The following is a 14,861-nucleotide window of genomic DNA, read 5'->3' on the forward strand; positions in this document are numbered from 1 at the left end:
ATTTTTAATAATTGTACAGACCTTCAAATTAGCACTTTCCGCCAAATGTTTTATATACTTTGTTGTGTTTTCGTGCTTTATTCTCTGCTGTCTGTCCGTGTGTTGGGGCAGCCATACTCTTTGGCAAGTTTTGGTCTGTGCGTCGGCTTTTTTGAGCGACTTGGCAATGTGTATGGATGCGAAGGGTTGGTTCATAGTTTTTTTACTTTTTCAATTATCTTTTTTCCATTTTTACCTTTTAAAGCTTTGGTCAGTTCTGGGAGAACGCCCGTTTTAAAATCATCTCTATTACTTTCAATTTTGCATTTATCTTCAATTATCTCTGAAATCTCTTGAGCAAATAAGTCAACTTCATCTGCCAATATTGATAACTGTTCTAAACCATAACTGATTTTCCTAATATCAAGATTTTTTGTCGTCTGTTTTAAAATCGGTCTGTATGTTTCAAATAATTTCTTTGCTATGGTCAGATGTTCATCTTTATCCAAATCAATAAGTCTTTTAATACCTTGTCCAAATGTTGATAGATTAATATTTTCTTTTTTAGATTCCTTTGCTTTGTCAATCAATATTGGTGTTAAATAATGCCTTGTCAATTCCTCACTAACAATCCAAGTTTGCTGAAACCCATTTAAAAATTTATCTATCTCGGTATTTCTTACTTTCCTTAAAAAAGTACTTGTTCTGTTTGTACAAAGTGTTTTTAGAATAGATTGCGTTTTGGTAGAAGCAACTTGATATTTATTTGAGTATTGCTTGTCTATTTTCACAAAGCTAAAAATTGCATGGCATACACCTTGAAAATATGTTCGATTTGAAGGCTTGATAAAATATTCGTTAGATAAAGAAGTATAAACTTTATGCCCCAATTCTAAATCTGCATCTATAAGCTTTGGTAATATTTGCTGTAAATGAGATATTCTAAAATCCTCATTTTTAGCAATACGCATAAAATTCGAAACAGAGAATTGATTTGATGAAAACACTTTAATTAAAACGTCTTTGTTTTTTCTGAATCCCGGAAGTGTTTTAGCGACTTTTGTTAAATCGGTTTCATTTAATAAAGCATCAACTGTTGATTCGGAAACAGTTTCAATCGATTCTTTCGATAAGTATAAATTATAGCTTTTTAGACATTGTTTAAATTCATGAAGACCATTCAAGTCTGTTAATTTCTCATTACTCAAAAATGATTCTGCATTGATAAGCTTTAATAGTATTTCTTTAGATGATTCAGAAGAAACCTTATTTAGGTTGTTAATAATTTGAGTTACTGAATATAAACTTTCCTTATCCTTTATTAACTTCTCTGCTATTTCATTCGATGTTCTGCTTGAAAATATGCTTTGTGCTACTTCTTTATTAATGTCATAGATATCGCTTAGAAAACGCGCAAAATCAGTTAAAGACAATTGGGATATCTTTCCATAAAATCTTTTATCTGCAATTAACATATTTAAGAGTTCGTCCAATTTTTGATTGTTATCGAAAGCTCTGAAATTTATTAATTCATTTAAGCTTTTGGAGATTTTTACAGGTTGGTTCTTATATTCTAATGCAGATTGCAAAAGCAAATCAACGCTCAGGTTTTTATAAATATCAAAAGCCAACTGTCTTGCAACATCAGTCTTTTTAAGCTCCGTTAAACAATTACCCAGCAAGCAAAAAGGTGCTGAATAGAACTTTTCCATCCAAAACGAAAAGTCTAATACAAAAAGCCTTTGAATTGTTAACTTCTGATTTTTCCTATCTTGATAAATACCTAATGTTAATTCGTTTATAGGTGTTTCTTTTACAAACGTTTTAATCTGAATATTATCAACTGATTGACCAATCTCAATTTCCATTTCTCCAAGTACTTCTTTGAAAGCAAGTATTTCATTTTTCAAATGATAACCATCTTGCTCAAATACTCTGATTTTATGAAATGGAATCATAGATTCAAAGTCTTCAAGAAATGCTTTTTTTGAGTTATGTTCTAATAGTTTATGCTCACGTAACAGTTTAAGAAGCTCTGTTTGTGAAGCATATGATTTTAAAGAGTAATATCTAACAACTCGTTTAGTAAATTCTCTGTCACTCAATAAGTCATTTAATAATGAATTATCTGTTAAACCTCCAAGTGTGATTAAAGTATTTGAAAAATTAAATGGTAATGGGTTTAGTTCTAAATAATATTCAAGTATTGAACTTTTAATATTAGGTGTATTAAATATTTCCGTAACTATTTTAGAATCCCCATTTTCAGAAAGGTTTTGAACTAAAGTTCCGAAATTCTCTGGAAGAGAATCGATTGCCGATAGGTAGTCAATTATTTGTTTCTTTTTAACCCCAGCTACACCTTTGCTTTTTAAGTCAGGAAATTGTGAAATTATTGATTGTGCAATTAAGTCAGCAAATGCTGTATGATGAAAAACAAAGAATTTATCTTCTTTAAAAAAAAGTCCTTTATCCTTTAATCGTTCAAAAACTGTTAGTCCGTTAGCATCAGAAAAAGGTAATTGTGGCTGAAATGGAATATTGTAACTATAAACAGAAGCGTATCTTAACGTTAGTTGAATCTCATGTTTATTTTTAAAGTCGTAGCTATTATAAAACCTTTCGTTTAAAATTTCATTGTCAAAATCTGACAATAAACCTCCGTCTTTGCCCCAGAAATGGAGCAAAATTGAAAGTTTTAATAGATTAAAATTTACAAGTTCAAGAACTTTGTTAAAATCTCCAATTTCAAATTCCTTATCAGGATGCTTTTGTGTATAGAAGCGTTTTCTGTTTTGAACAAGTTCTTTAATTCTATTCTCATCACAAGAAATATCATTATTATAACGCTTCTTCCAGACAAATTTTCGATGATAGATTTGACCATTAAATTCATCATCAATTAAGCTCGTATTTCGGCTAAGAAAAATGGTCTGTATTTGATTAAAATTCTTTAATTCTACAAATAGTTCATCACTGAAATTGATGTTATTTTGTATATCATCAATTATTAAGAAACTAAATTGATTATTAAGGATGCCAAGTTCCTTTTTAACATCAGATAATCTCGTTGCTTCTGTAACCTTTAAATAGAAACTTTTAATTAAAGTCTGTTTTGCCAGCATACTTGCGACAAAATAAGAAAAGGTTGTTTTTCCTGAACAGCTACTACCAACTAACAGATAGTTTTGTGCTCCCTCATAAAGATTAGACTTAGAATACCTTCGAATATTTTTAAATAATTGAAATTCTGGTTTTGATAGAACAATCCAATTATTTTCTATAAACTTTGAGTTTGAATAAAATTCATCCTCTCTATCGAAAGCTTGTTCAATGGGTTTAATATATGCAATACTCTGAACTCCTTCTTCTTGTGGAAAAAGCTCTTGTTTTAAAAAGCCATAAATATCAAGTTGCTGTTGATAGGTAAAATTTGATTGGATATGTGCTTTTAAAGAACTGGGTGTTAAAATATTTTTTTCGTTACTAAAATTTATGTCATTGTCATTAAAATCATTTTCTTTTTCTGACTTACTTAAATCTTCAAAAAAAGCAATGAATAAAGATTTGTAACCTTGTTTAACTTTTCGATTCTTAAATCCTTTTATCGTCCTTTCTATTTTTCCTTTCTTGTCGTCTTTTTGAGCGGTAACTTGAACAGTAATATTTCTGTCATAGGTAGCTAAGTCAATATCAGATTCATTTTTCTTATGATAATTTCTATTGTATAAATTCCATCCGTATACTTTATTAAGAAATCGGCAGTAGAAATCCTCAGCCTTCTTGTATGCATTAGTCCACCCATTATCAGCATCTTTCCTCAATTGAGAAAAATACGTTGTAATCAAACCCTCTATTTCTTGTGAAATTTCTCTCATATCTGCTCGCCGTGGGTTGGGTAAAAAATAGCTCTTTTGCAAGCTGAAGCATCAGCTTGTGCTTTGGAGCTTGCGAATGCGCTATTTGTGGGTTGGCTTTTCATTTTATGTTACTACGATTCTCTCTCTTTGCATGAAACACAACTCGTTTCGGATATTTCGAGTTTTAATTCGTCATATCCAGAGTTAGCTAAGTTCTAATTTTTTTAATTTAAAAACAAACTAAATTATTTTCTTACAGAAATCATCATATGAGGACTAAAAGGCAATAAATATTCATCGTTTTCGGTGAGTTTTTGCAATGTTTTTAAGGTTTTCGATTTCTTTTTGTCTAACATATTTGCAAAATATTCATTGTCTAACCATATCATACCTTCAACTGCAAAAAGATTGATAAACTTTAAATCTTGATCTAAAAATTCTTCTTTTAATTGTTGAGGTTTATGATAATAAGCATCTGCTAATAAAAAAGGAAAGTCTTTTGGTGTATTGTGTATGCCTGTGGTGAGTTCTTGCTTGCACATTTCAAAAAAAGAATTGGCGTGAATCATTCCGTTCATTAAACCTACTACCGTTGATGCTGTTGCGTTTATAGCAAAGCCTAAAATAATTCCGTCTTTTTTAAGAACTCTTTTGGCTTCTAAAATAGCAGCAATTCTATCTTCTTTTTTTTGAAGATGATATAAAGGGCCGTGTAAAATAACTAAATCAGCACTTTCGTTTTGATAAGGTAACTTTTGTGCAATACCTTTAGTAACAGAAAAAGGATTTTTTAATTTTTTAGCTCTTTTATCTGCAAGTTTTATATGTTTTAAAACAGGTTCAATTAATTGAACTTTGTGACCATTTTTTGCTAACCACTCACTGTATTTTCCCGTACCGCCACCAACATCAATAATTGTAGAATTAGGTTTAGAAATATGCTGTTGAATCAATTCTTTAATACGTTCAAACTCAAAAATTCCCATACCTTTTTCAAGACGAGTTTCTTCGGAAGCTATGTTGTAAAAATCTTCTAATTCTTTACTGATGCTGTTTTTATTGTTCTCTTTCATTTCCAAATCGATCTGTTTTACAACCACAATTCTTGCAAGTATTACCTCCCCAAAGTATTTCAGTCCAACCTTTAGGTTTTCTAATGTTGGGTTGTTCTATTCCGCATTTTGGGCAGTTTATCTTTTTAAGATTTACTTTAAACTTTAAGTGTTTAAAAATACCCATTAAAAAACTAACCTTATAAATGTTTATTAAAGAAATCAATGGTTCTTTTCCAAGATAAATCTGCGGCTTCTTTATCATATCTAGGAGTTGTATTGTTATGGAAACCATGATTTGCATTTGGATAAAAATGGGCTGTATGTGGTATGTTATTAGCCTTTAAAATTTTTTCATAAGCAGGCCAACCAGCATTTACTCTTTTGTCTAATTCTCCATACTGTAATAATAATGGAGCTTTTACTTTTGCAGCAAGTTCATCATTGGGTTGTCTACCATAGTAAGGAACTGCAGCACCTAAATCTGGAACTTGAACAGCCATCATATTAGAAATCCATCCACCGAAACAAAATCCAACTACACCGACATTTCCATTACATTTTTTGTGTTTTTTAAGGTAATTATAAGCTGCAATAAAATCTTCTAACATTTCCATTCTATCCCTTTTTCTTTGTAAGGTTCTTCCTTCATCATCATTTCCAGGATATCCGCCTAATGGAGTTAATGCATCTGGAGCTAAACTTATAAAACCTTCTATTGCAGTTCTTCTTCCAACATCTTTTATATATGGGTTTAAACCTCTATTTTCATGAACTACAACTACCCCGGGAAGTTTGCCTTTTTTGTCTTTAGGAATTGAAAGTAATCCATCAATTTTTTTGCCACCTTTTGGTGAGTTATAAGTAATCATTTTAGAATCTAATCTTGGGTCTTCTTCAGGTATAATTATGGAGTTTATATAATCTGGAGAAATAAAACTTAATAATGCAGGTAATGTAATTGCACCAACTGCATATAAAGATAGCTTTTCTAAAAATTCTTTCCGAGTTAATTTATTGTGAGCGTAGTCATCATATAAATCAAATACTTCTTGACTGATGTCTTCTTTTTTTAGTATTGCCATAATAAGTAAGTTTTAATAAGTAAAATTATTTCAACTAATATAGTTAAAAATGATGATTCATTATATAATTAAAGGCTCATACAATTGTATGAGCCTTTAATTTATTTTTCATTTTTTTTGAAACCGTAGAGGTTTTGATGTAAAAAATCTGTTGGAAATTTATCATCACCTTTAAAACCTATTTCTACAGTACCACTATCTTCTGGAATGTAATCGGTTTTAAAAATATAATCCCAAAGACTTAAACTAATTCCATAATTCATTCCGTATTTACCTTTAGGTAAAACATATGCATGATGATATAAGTGCATTACAGGATTGTTTAAAATGTATTTAAAAATACCCCAAGTTATTTTAATATTTGCATGATTAAGATGACCAATAGCTATGGTAATGAAGTGAACTATATAAGCTTGTTCTGGTTCAAAACCGCCAATTAACATAACACCAAAAGTTTTAAGTGGTTTGTATAGAACATTTTCCATCCAGTGATATCTTAAATGTGCCGCAAACCCCATTTCTTTTACGCTGTGATGTACTTTATGGAACCTCCATAAAAAGGCATATTTATGTAAAAGTACATGTGTAAACCATTGTACAAAATCTAGAATCACAAAAAACACTAACAATTGCAACCAAGGCTCCCAATTAGAAATATTAATTAAAGCTAAACTTTTTGCAGTTATGTTAAACTCTCCAAACAACAATCCAAGAACTTCATAAAAACCACTAATTACTATTGAGAAAATGAAGAAATTAAAAAACATATAAAAAGCATCTAACCAAAAATCTTTTCTAAAAATAGCTTGATTTTTTCTCCAAGGAAATGCAATTTCTAATACCCATACAATAAGAGAAATAACAGTTAACCCCCAAAAATAATTTGTATACCATGGCACATCAAAAATGATAGATTTCCATGTCCAATCTACTGTTCCAATAAAAGTATTTATAAAAGCGTCTAAATATTTTTCCATTTTTTTTAATTTATTATTTTAAAGTATACCAGTCTATATTGTTTAAATTTATTCTTCTTCCTTTTGATGTTGTAGGATAATTATTAACAAGATAGTTTACTATAATTTTTTGATTTTCTCCTAAATCCCAAAGGTTTTGTGTTTCTTGCATCCATTTAATAGTTGTATTCCAGCGTTCGGTATTCATTCTATTTTGGGTTATTATCTTAGCAGAATGACAATTTGTGCAATTGTTTACAACGGTCATTAAACCATCAGAATCAATTAAACCAGTTCTTACATGAATACCATTTTCAATTCTATCTTCATCGTCATTTTCTGAAGCAATTTTTTGAGTTTCATTTAAATTTTGATTATTAAAAATGGATAAAGTTGGATTGTAAATTACTAAAAGAAGTAAAATAGAAGCTAAAAAAGAAAAAAACAGAGCTATATAAGCTGTTTTTTCAGCTTTTTTAATTTTTATGTCAAATTCAGTATCCTTACTCATTATATAACTTTTACTGCAATTCTATGACAAGCATTATTTAAATACCCTTTAGGATTCCATCCAGGTAATAGCATTGGTTGTGAAACTCCGTTTCTATCACTTGCTTTTGCCCAAACTTCATAATATCCATTTTTAGGAAAAATTATTGAAGCAGAAAAACGTTGCCAAGCTAAACGGTTTATAGGTTTTTTAAGGGTACAAGTTTTCCAGGTAGCACCAAAATCAATGGAATATTCCATTTTACTAACCTCTAGTTCTCCAGCCCAAGCATGACCTCTTATATTTAACTTTCTTTCTTTTTTTATTGTAGCACCAGATTTTGGATAAGTGATTAAAGATTTTACAGGCATAGATTCTATAATACACATGTTTTCATCTTTTACTTTTTCACCGGGAGCAACTGGATTTTTAGGAACTCTATATGCTGTACCCATCATTTTAGTGCCATCATGTACTTTATCTCTAATGCTAATTCTATTTATCCATTTACCAGAAACAGATGCAGGCCATCCGCCTGCAACTAAACGTACGGGATAACCGTGAATTAAAGGTATTTCTTTTCCATTCATTTCAAATGCTAAAAGTGTTTCGTCTTGTAAAGCTTTAGAAATTGGGCAACCTCTAGATATGGGTTCTTTGCTAGGATCTCCACTTAAATGTGTATCAAAAGAATGATAACCAATATAAACGGCATCATTATTTATACCTACGTCTTCTAAAATATCTTTTAATCTTACACCAGTCCAAGAAGCACAATGAACAGCCCCTATTGTCCATTGATTTCCTTTTGCAGGAGGGTCAAACTCACTTCTTCCATTTCCTCCACATTCTAGTGTTAGTTGGTATGAGTGTTTTTTAAATTTAGTTTTTAAATCATTTAATGTATATGTTTTTTTTCTTTTTGCAGACTCTCCATCAATAGTTAAAACCCAATCTTTAGGATTCATTTTTTCTGGAGTTCTTCCATTATTTCTGATAAACATACTAGAGTTAGGAGTAACATCATCATCTAGTAAATGAGCTTGAGATTCAATATTCCAAGGTTTATCATTTAAAACTATCATTTCTTTGTTCTTATTGAAAAGTTTAAAAGGATCTACATTTTGAAGAGCAATAGGTGTGTACCCTTTTTCAATATTCGAACCAAAAACAATTTCAGTACCAATTAATGCAGTAAAAGAACTTAAGACAGTTTTTTTTATAAATAATCTTCTTTCCAATGGTTATAAAAGTTTAAATGAATTAAATAGTTGTCCAATATACATCTGCTATGTCTTTTGCAGTGTAACAAAAGTTACATATAAAAATTAAAAGTACTTATATATTGCGTAATTACTAAAAATCAATATAAAATTATGAGAATAATGGAAAAAAATTTTGAAACAAATTTTACAGGAGTAGCATTTGTTTTAGCAGCAATATTACTATGGGTGGGTTGGTTTCTGTCTCCTCATCAAATAGGAGAGTATATTGTAGCATCAGATTTTGCTAAAGTTGGAGAAAATGTTTGGTACTGGATATGGATGTATCGTATACATATATTTGGTTGGGTTACTATGGGAATATCAATGTTTTCTTTACTTTCTTTAACTTCTGGTAAACCTTATAATGTAGTTGTTTATCCTGGTATAGGAATGGTTGTTGTTGGTACTTTTACTTTAGCAATTGCAAATGCATTTTATTACAATTTTGGAGCTTGGGGAGTTGGTAAAACTGCTGGAATGAATGCAGCTGAAATAACTATTTTTATGGATAGTATTTTGTCTACCAATCAATATGTAACTTGTTTTATAAGGTTCGGAAGAATATTTTCTGGAGTTGGACTTGTTTTATTAGGGTTTGCTTTTGTTAAATGGAAGATGGTAGGCGTTTGGTTAGGTTGGATTACTGTTTTATTAGGTTTGTTAGCTATGTTAACTATTTTATTGATACCTGATAATTATGAAGTTTATAAACCCATTTTTCATGTAAAAGTTATATGGTTAATGCTAATGGGTTTTACTTTATTAAAACAAGGAATACATTTGCCACAGGTTAAAGAGTAAATTTAAAGATCTATAAAAGAGAAAAGATAAATCAAATCTTTTCTCTTTTTTTATTTTTAATTACAAACTTTACAATCTTTTTTATCTTGTATTTCACCTACTAAATTTCCTTTATTATTTAATACAAAACCACAGCAATCCATAAAACCTTGAGCAATTAATTTTCTTGCACGTTGTATTTGCGATTTAGTTGTGGGTAAACTTTGTTTTAATTGATTAGCTACTTCTTGTTGTTTTAATCCTTTTATGTCTGATAAAAATAAAGGGTCTCTATATTTTTTAGGAAGACTTTTTAAAATGCCTCGTAAACAATCTTTTTCTGTATGCATTGTTTCAGTAATTTCAGTTTCTTTCTCAAAATTTGCAATTTCAAAAGTTTGATTTGTAGATTTCCAATAATCTAAAATTGAATTTCTAGCAATGGTAAAACACCAAGACTTTAGCTTATTTATATCATTTAATGTGTGTAATTTTGTGTGAATTTTGATAAATGTATCCTGCAAAATATCATCAGCAACAGTACTATTTTTTACTTTGCTGATGATAAATCGTTTTAAATCTTCTGAATATTTTGTCCAGACTTGTTTAGTTGTCATAAGAATAAAATTCTAAGATGTATTTCTAGCAAAGTCAAAAAAATACGAAACCTTTAGACTGCACTTAAAATATTAGTTAACAATTACATGATGAACATGTACAGTTTTCACAAGTACAATTTTTGCAATTACCATTTTTACATTCTACACAAGTACATGAACATTGATTTTTATAATTTTTCATTTTGTTTGTTTTTATATTCATAGAATAGACTTAAAGTTATTAAAAAAGATGCATTTTGAGATGTGAATTTTTGTTTTTTTGAAATTAGACAAAGTATAATTATCCGTTTTTATGGGGATAAACACCTGATTTTTCATTTGTATTAAAATAGAATGACATTGATTAACTAAATTTAAATAATAATATAAAATTTCACAAAATGGCAGATCAAGTAAATTCTCAAATAACAGATGCAGTAACTCAATCTAATGTAAAAGTTGTTGGTGAAGCACCAGCAATGGCTATGGGTAATGTATATCAATCTTTAGCACATTCTATAGGTATTTTAATGGAGAATGCAGTAACTCAGCAACAACAGGCAAGTATACTTTCTCAGGCAGTAACTACTCAATGTGTAACAACAATTTTAAATTCTAAAGATGGAGGAAACAAGTAATAGTAAAGTAAATGCTCAAATTATTGACGCTATAAAACAAGTAAATGCTTTTCTTGGAGATAGTGACTTTAGTTTGGACTCAATTTCTAATCAATTGACAGCACAAGCAGTTGGAGTTGCTATGATGAATATTGTAAATCAACAACAACAATTGTATACTTTGCAAAATGCTGTTACTACAGCAGCAGCAAAATCTATGTTAAATTCTAGTCCGCAAGAAGCTATTCAGTTGATGAACGAGGTTGTTAAGGAAAACAATTTAACAAATTCATTAAAAGATTTAAAACAAATGATTGATGAAATAAAGAGTCCCCAAAATAATAAACAGGCTTAATTTATTTATTTTTCAATAATTATTGAAAGTTTAGAAAATTATTGTATATTTGTCTTATGAAATTAGATGAGGCAAAACATAAATACATTCAAACTTGGGGAAGTTTAGCTACTTCTTGGGGTATTAATAAAACAATGGCACAAGTACACGCATTGTTATTAGTATCTACAAAACCCTTATCAGCAGAAGACATTATGGATGCTTTACAAATTTCTCGTGGAAATGTAAATATGAATGTTCGCGCTTTAATTGATTGGGGAATTGTTCAAAAAGAATTTGTAGTAGGGGAGCGTAAAGAGTTTTTTGTGGCTGATAAAGACATTTGGGAGTTGTTTAAGCAAATAACTAAAGAACGTAAAAAAAGAGAAATTGAACCAGTTTTAAAAGTATTAGAAGATTTGCAGCAAGTTGATGATGTTACTGATGAAGGAGAAGAGTTTAAAAAAGTTTTAAGTGATTTATCTTCTGTAACTACAAAAGTGAACGGTTTATTAGAAAACGTTATAAAAGCTGATGAACATTGGTTATTATCTAATTTTACCAAAATAATGAAAAAGTAAAAAAAATTTGAACACAAACTTTCAAATATTTCTGAAAGTTTTAAATGTTATAAGTTATGACAACAAACATCTTAACAATGACATGGATTAATAGGGTTTTAATGATTCCTTTTATAATCACTTTAATGTTAGGGGTAATTGATTTTGGCTTTTTCTATTACTCTGCATTGATAGCACTTTTAATTGGTCCTTTTCAATTTTTTTCATTCCTTTTAACAACTATGTATTATAGAAAAGTAAAAAAAATAAATAGAGGTTATTTAGTAATTTATGGTTGTTTAGTAATTGTCTATTTCGTCTATAGTTACTTATTAATAGGCGTTTATGAACTTTTTGATAGAATAGATTTAATTAGGATAATTATCTGGACAACTCCAGTATTTCTATCTTTTTTTTGGACATATATTCTTGAATCAATAAAAAAAGAATTATGAATCAAATCACATACATACTGTACATTTTATTGTCAACTTTAATTGTAGTTCTTGTTGGAAACTGGTGTTACAAAAATGGCAAAGTGTATATATTAAATTATTTTTCCAAAGATGTAAGTTTTGGTAATGGAATCAATAAGTTACTAAGAACTGCTTATTATTTGTTAAACATAGGTTTGGCAATCTGGAGCTTGCATTCTATGAGAGAAATAAATACTTCTATTGAAGTGATTTTGGAAATCTGTAACAGATTAAGTTATATTTTATTAATCATTGCATCACTTCACTTTATTAATATATACGCAGTGTATTTAATTTATAAACATTATAATAATAATAAAAATGAAAATCAACATAGAACAAAACTGGCAAAAAATTAAAATGCATTTTAGCAAATCTTTTGGAGCAAATATGCACGTTTCAATTGCTTCTGTTAATAAAGATAATCAGCCAACTGTGACTCCAATTGGTTCTTTGTTTCTGAATGATAATCAAACAGGATTTTATTTTGAGAAGTTTGCAACAAAGCTAAATATAAATTACGAAACGAATAAAGACATCTGTGTTTTAGCAGTGAACAGTGGTACGTTATTTTGGTTAAAATCATTATTTAAAATGAAATTTCCTGAATATCCAGCTGTAAAATTATATGGAGAATTAGGAGTTAAAAGAGATGCCACAGATAAAGAATATAGAGCTTTTCAAAGAAGAATTAGACAAACTAAAAGATTAAAAGGCAGTAAGTATTTATGGCAAGATATGAGTATGGTAAGAGAAATAAAATTCACAAAAGCAGAGAAAATTAACTTAGGCGTAATGACTAAGGAACTATAAATTAATATTAAAACCAATAATTATGAACACTTCACTAGAATTAATCGCTTATATCATTTACTTGCCAATTGCTATTGGATTAACCACATTTGTTTCTCAGCATTTATTTAAGAATAGTAAAATTTTTATGTTAGATATTTTTAATCAAAAAGTAGAAATTGCTATGGCAACAAATAAACTTTTTAAAATCGGATTTTACCTTTTAAATATTGGTTTTGCTCTGAGAATTATATCAATTTATAGCTTGACAGGATATAAGGATTTGGTTGAAACGTTAAGCGCAAAAATTGGTGGTTTTTCAATTTATTTAGGAATTGTAATGATTCTTTTTATCATATTTTTTTTAAAAGGAAGAAAAGCTAGCAAAGAAAATAATTTGAGAATTAATAAAGAAAAAGTATAATGAAAATAGTAATTGCTGGTGGAACTGGATATTTAGGTAAGTTGCTTACCAGCCACTTTAAAAGAGATCAAAAAAATCAAATCTATATTTTAAGTAGGAAACAAAATGTAAATAGGGGTAATGTTTCTTATTTAAAATGGGATGGAAAAACAGAAGGTTACTGGTTAGCTTTTTTAGAAGGGACAGATGTTTTGATTAATTTAGTAGGTAAATCTGTAAATTGTAGATATACAATTAGTAACAAAGCTAAAATTTACAGTAGTAGAATTGAAAGTACAACTCTACTCTGCAAAATTGTTCAACAACTAGAGTTTCCACCAAGAGTATTTATTCAAACCTCATCAGCAACAATTTATAGATCTTCAGAAGATAAATTTATGACTGAAAAAAATGGAGAAATTGGAGCTGATTTTTCTATGGATGTTTGTAAGAAATGGGAAACCGTTTTTAATGCATACCCTTTGCCAAGAACTAATAAAATAATAACAAGAACATCAATTGTTTTGGGCAATAACGGAGGCGCATTGCCTATAATTAAAAGATTATCAAAATTTGGTTTTGGAGGGAAACAAGGTTCAGGGAAGCAATTTATAAGTTTTATTACTGAGAAAGATTATGTGAAAGCTATCGAATTTTTAATTAATCAAGAATCAGGAATTTATAACCTTTGCGTTCCGAATCCGATAAGAAATAAAGAATTTCAAAAAATAGTAAGAGAAAAGTTAAGATGCTTTTTGGGAATTCCTACCCCAAAATTTGTGTTAAATTTAGGAGCAATTTTTATAGGAACTGAATCAGAATTAATTTTAAAAAGTAGAAAAGTTTATCCAGAGAAATTATTAGAAAAAGGTTTCAATTTTACCACAAACAATTTTAGTAGTTTTGTATTCTAATTTTAAAATATATGAAAAGAAAAGTTTATTTGTTTTTAACACTATTTGTACTAGTTTTTAGTTTTACTTCCTGTAAGGTTTCAAAGAATTATGTAGCACATATTTCTAAAAAAGAAGAAATTGATGACCCAAAAACAAAGAAAGTTTTAATTTTTGCATCAGATGACGTTAGGGTAAATGAATTTAAAAAAACATTTCAGAAAAATTTCCCTGAGAAAAAAGATTTTTCAATGAACTACCTCGATGTTTTTTCAGAAAAATTGCATGCAAGTCAAGTTTTTTCTAAAGTTTATGTAGATTCTCTAAATACCACCTATACTTCAGTTAATAAAGAAAAAGTAGATTATGTTATTCATTTTTCAAATTTTGAAATAGCAAATAGAATTGAGTGGAATCATTCTGCAGGAATGAATATGAATGGAGTTGGAGGAATGAATACGACAACATCTGTAGAGTACTGTATAATCAATGTAAAAGTAGAGGTTTATGATGCTAAGACAAATAGAGAAATTTTAGATTTTGTTGCCATAGGTGAAGATTCTGTTTTCTTATTTAATTTTACAAAAACTCTTCATAAAGCAAAAGAAAGATCTATTTTACATATTATTAATTATTTAAAGTCAGGGAAAATTAGTTATAAGAAATATTAATTAAACATAAAATCCGCACAATTAGTGTGGATTTTATGTTTAATTAATG

18 protein-coding genes are annotated in these 14,861 nt (G+C 28.9%); 10 read left to right on the plus strand and 8 right to left on the minus strand.

The features are described 5' to 3' along the window. Nucleotides 1–191 precede the first annotated feature (191 nt). From DIS07_RS14475 to DIS07_RS14505, 7 genes are all read right to left on the minus strand, one after another. Complete coding sequence (locus DIS07_RS14475; protein WP_109405983.1) at nucleotides 192–3,857, minus strand: SMEK domain-containing protein; 3,666 nt, start codon at nucleotides 3,855–3,857, stop codon at nucleotides 192–194. Between the two features lie 227 nt (nucleotides 3,858–4,084). Then, nucleotides 4,085–4,912, minus strand: a complete 828-nt coding sequence (locus DIS07_RS14480) for a class I SAM-dependent methyltransferase (RefSeq protein WP_109405984.1) — start codon at nucleotides 4,910–4,912, stop codon at nucleotides 4,085–4,087. Next, nucleotides 4,896–5,078 (minus strand): hypothetical protein, encoded by a 183-nt coding sequence (locus DIS07_RS14485; protein WP_146190740.1) that lies wholly within the window; start codon nucleotides 5,076–5,078, stop codon nucleotides 4,896–4,898. Before DIS07_RS14485 ends, DIS07_RS14480 begins: the two co-directional genes overlap by 17 nt. 13 nt (nucleotides 5,079–5,091) lie before the next feature. Beyond that, nucleotides 5,092–5,976: a dienelactone hydrolase family protein gene (locus DIS07_RS14490; protein WP_109405986.1), complete on the minus strand. Its 885-nt coding sequence runs from the start codon at nucleotides 5,974–5,976 to the stop codon at nucleotides 5,092–5,094. Between the two features lie 101 nt (nucleotides 5,977–6,077). Further along, nucleotides 6,078–6,953: a sterol desaturase family protein gene (locus tag DIS07_RS14495; protein ID WP_109405987.1), complete on the minus strand. Its 876-nt coding sequence runs from the start codon at nucleotides 6,951–6,953 to the stop codon at nucleotides 6,078–6,080. A 13-nt stretch (nucleotides 6,954–6,966) separates the two neighbouring features. Continuing rightward, nucleotides 6,967–7,443, minus strand: coding sequence for a monoheme cytochrome C (locus DIS07_RS14500; protein ID WP_109405988.1), 477 nt, complete (start codon nucleotides 7,441–7,443; stop codon nucleotides 6,967–6,969). Then, nucleotides 7,443–8,663 carry a sulfite oxidase gene (locus tag DIS07_RS14505; RefSeq protein ID WP_109405989.1) on the minus strand — a complete coding sequence of 407 codons (1,221 nt, stop codon included), beginning with the start codon at nucleotides 8,661–8,663 and terminating at the stop codon, nucleotides 7,443–7,445. The genes DIS07_RS14500 and DIS07_RS14505 overlap by 1 nt, the downstream gene beginning before the upstream one ends. Nucleotides 8,664–8,807: 144 nt before the next feature. Between DIS07_RS14505 and DIS07_RS14510 the strand changes: the two genes are divergently transcribed. Continuing rightward, nucleotides 8,808–9,488 (plus strand): hypothetical protein, encoded by a 681-nt coding sequence (locus tag DIS07_RS14510; protein ID WP_109406034.1) that lies wholly within the window; start codon nucleotides 8,808–8,810, stop codon nucleotides 9,486–9,488. 56 nt (nucleotides 9,489–9,544) lie between these two features. On the opposite strand, the gene DIS07_RS14515 is transcribed toward DIS07_RS14510, so the two are convergent. Beyond that, on the minus strand, nucleotides 9,545–10,084 hold the full coding sequence (locus DIS07_RS14515) for a sigma-70 family RNA polymerase sigma factor (RefSeq protein ID WP_109405990.1): 540 nt from the start codon (nucleotides 10,082–10,084) through the stop codon (nucleotides 9,545–9,547). 383 nt (nucleotides 10,085–10,467) lie between these two features. Here DIS07_RS14515 and DIS07_RS14520 point away from each other — a divergent pair, with 383 nt between their 5' ends. Genes DIS07_RS14520 through DIS07_RS14560 form a run of 9 tightly spaced genes read left to right on the plus strand, consistent with a single transcriptional unit; the run spans nucleotide 10,468 to nucleotide 14,812 of the window. Further along, entirely contained in the window at nucleotides 10,468–10,704 is a 237-nt protein-coding gene (locus tag DIS07_RS14520; RefSeq protein ID WP_109405991.1) for a RebB family R body protein, read from the plus strand. After that, entirely contained in the window at nucleotides 10,688–11,038 is a 351-nt protein-coding gene (locus DIS07_RS14525; protein WP_109405992.1) for a RebB family R body protein, read from the plus strand. The genes DIS07_RS14520 and DIS07_RS14525 overlap by 17 nt, the downstream gene beginning before the upstream one ends. A gap of 56 nt (nucleotides 11,039–11,094) precedes the next feature. After that, nucleotides 11,095–11,598, plus strand: coding sequence for a GbsR/MarR family transcriptional regulator (locus DIS07_RS14530; protein WP_109405993.1), 504 nt, complete (start codon nucleotides 11,095–11,097; stop codon nucleotides 11,596–11,598). Between the two features lie 56 nt (nucleotides 11,599–11,654). After that, nucleotides 11,655–12,032, plus strand: coding sequence for a hypothetical protein (locus tag DIS07_RS14535; RefSeq protein ID WP_146190741.1), 378 nt, complete (start codon nucleotides 11,655–11,657; stop codon nucleotides 12,030–12,032). Continuing rightward, on the plus strand, nucleotides 12,029–12,412 hold the full coding sequence (locus DIS07_RS14540) for a hypothetical protein (RefSeq protein WP_109405995.1): 384 nt from the start codon (nucleotides 12,029–12,031) through the stop codon (nucleotides 12,410–12,412). Before DIS07_RS14535 ends, DIS07_RS14540 begins: the two co-directional genes overlap by 4 nt. Then, the gene (locus DIS07_RS14545) at nucleotides 12,375–12,866 is read left to right on the plus strand and encodes a pyridoxamine 5'-phosphate oxidase (protein WP_109405996.1); all 492 of its coding nucleotides are present in this window, start codon (nucleotides 12,375–12,377) and stop codon (nucleotides 12,864–12,866) included. Before DIS07_RS14540 ends, DIS07_RS14545 begins: the two co-directional genes overlap by 38 nt. Nucleotides 12,867–12,888: 22 nt before the next feature. Beyond that, on the plus strand, nucleotides 12,889–13,269 hold the full coding sequence (locus tag DIS07_RS14550) for a hypothetical protein (RefSeq protein WP_109405997.1): 381 nt from the start codon (nucleotides 12,889–12,891) through the stop codon (nucleotides 13,267–13,269). Beyond that, nucleotides 13,269–14,162: a TIGR01777 family oxidoreductase gene (locus DIS07_RS14555; RefSeq protein WP_235869155.1), complete on the plus strand. Its 894-nt coding sequence runs from the start codon at nucleotides 13,269–13,271 to the stop codon at nucleotides 14,160–14,162. The genes DIS07_RS14550 and DIS07_RS14555 overlap by 1 nt, the downstream gene beginning before the upstream one ends. An 11-nt stretch (nucleotides 14,163–14,173) precedes the next feature. Next, the gene (locus tag DIS07_RS14560; protein ID WP_109405999.1) at nucleotides 14,174–14,812 is read left to right on the plus strand and encodes a hypothetical protein; all 639 of its coding nucleotides are present in this window, start codon (nucleotides 14,174–14,176) and stop codon (nucleotides 14,810–14,812) included. Nucleotides 14,813–14,861 lie beyond the last annotated feature (49 nt).

The sequence above is a fragment of the Polaribacter aquimarinus genome, from assembly GCF_003129485.1.
Classification (GTDB): domain Bacteria; phylum Bacteroidota; class Bacteroidia; order Flavobacteriales; family Flavobacteriaceae; genus Polaribacter; species Polaribacter aquimarinus.